At 67.5% G+C, this 1,220-nt stretch carries 1 protein-coding gene; it reads right to left on the reverse strand.

All coding sequences use genetic code 11. From position 1 onward, the window contains the following. Positions 1 to 30 precede the first annotated feature (30 nt). Positions 31 to 1,220, reverse strand: a protein-coding gene (locus tag SM757_RS34845; protein WP_407655832.1) for an IS3 family transposase whose coding sequence is annotated in 2 segments (ribosomal slippage) — positions 31 to 929 and positions 929 to 1,220 — 1,191 coding nt annotated over the 2 segments. Because the reading frame shifts where the segments join, the coding sequence is not laid out codon by codon here. This gene is flagged as partial in the annotation.

The raw sequence follows: 1,220 nt of genomic DNA on the forward strand, positions 1-1,220 counted from the left end.
TGGTCTTGCCCCCGTATTCCCGGACACGGCCTATCCGTTGGTTAAGGCCTGACTTCGTTGCCGCCTGAACTCGCGCGGCGAACGCATTTTCAGGCTGGAGTGGGGGTGCACCTCGTTGAAGTGCTCGAAGGCCGCCGGTAGCTGGGCCAGCACGGTCACCGCGTCGGTGAGGTCCATGCGGCTGACGTAGTCACGCCGGAACGTGTTGACGAAGCTTTCTGCGATGCCGTTGCTCTGGGGACTGCACACCGGCGTACGGATCGGTGTGAGCCCCAGTGCGCGGGCAATCTTGCGCGTGTCGTGCGCGATATAGGCACCACCGTTGTCCGAGAGGAACTCCAACGCATGCTGCGACGGGATGGCGTCCACGGCGCCGAAGCGCTTCTCCACGGCCTCGATGAGCATGTCGCGCACCGGCTCGCCAGGCAGCCCCTTGCCCGCCCACGCGCGCCAGGCCATGACCTCGCGGTCACAGCAGTCCTTTGCGAACGTCGCCGTGACGACCTGGCCGGAGTCGCAACGGATCTCAAAGCCGTCCGAGCACCAGCGCATGTTGCTGGCCGCCACGCCCACCTTGCCGCTGTGCGGCCGGCTGGAGTGCCGCCGGCGTGGCGCACGCGGCAGCAGCAGCTTGTGGGCAGCCATGACCCGGTACACGCGCTTGGCGTTGACGCGGGCTCGGCCTGTGGCCAAGCGCTGGCGGTTCACCAGCGCGCATGCACGCCGGTAGCCGTAGCTTGGCAGCTCGGCCAGTTGCTGGCGAACCTCGGCCACCAGCTCGCTGTCGTCCTGCGCGCGGCCCTTGCGACCATCGCTCCAGGACGCCGGTCGGTGCTTCAGGGTGTGGATGTGCGAGCGCGCCAGCCCCAAGGCCTCGCAGACGGCCTTCACTGGTCGTCCTTGGGCGATAGAGGCGAGCGCGCAATCCACTTTTTTGCCGTGGCGAACTCCACAGCCTCCTTCAGGATCTCGTTCTCCAGCGTCTTCTTGCCCAGCACGCGCTGCAGCTTGGCGATCTCGGCGCGCGCGGCGGCCAACTCTGACGCCGGCACCACTTCCTCGCCCGACGACACCGCAGTCAATGCACCTTGGCGCTCCAGCCGGCGCCAGTTGAACAGCAGCCCGGCCGAGATGCCTTCCTGGCGTGCCACTAGCGACACCGACATCCCAGGCTCGTAGGTGCGCCGCACCAATGCCGCCTTTTCCGCCGCGCTCCATCG

Source organism: Azohydromonas lata (assembly GCF_034427735.1).
GTDB lineage: Bacteria > Pseudomonadota > Gammaproteobacteria > Burkholderiales > Burkholderiaceae_C > Azohydromonas > Azohydromonas lata.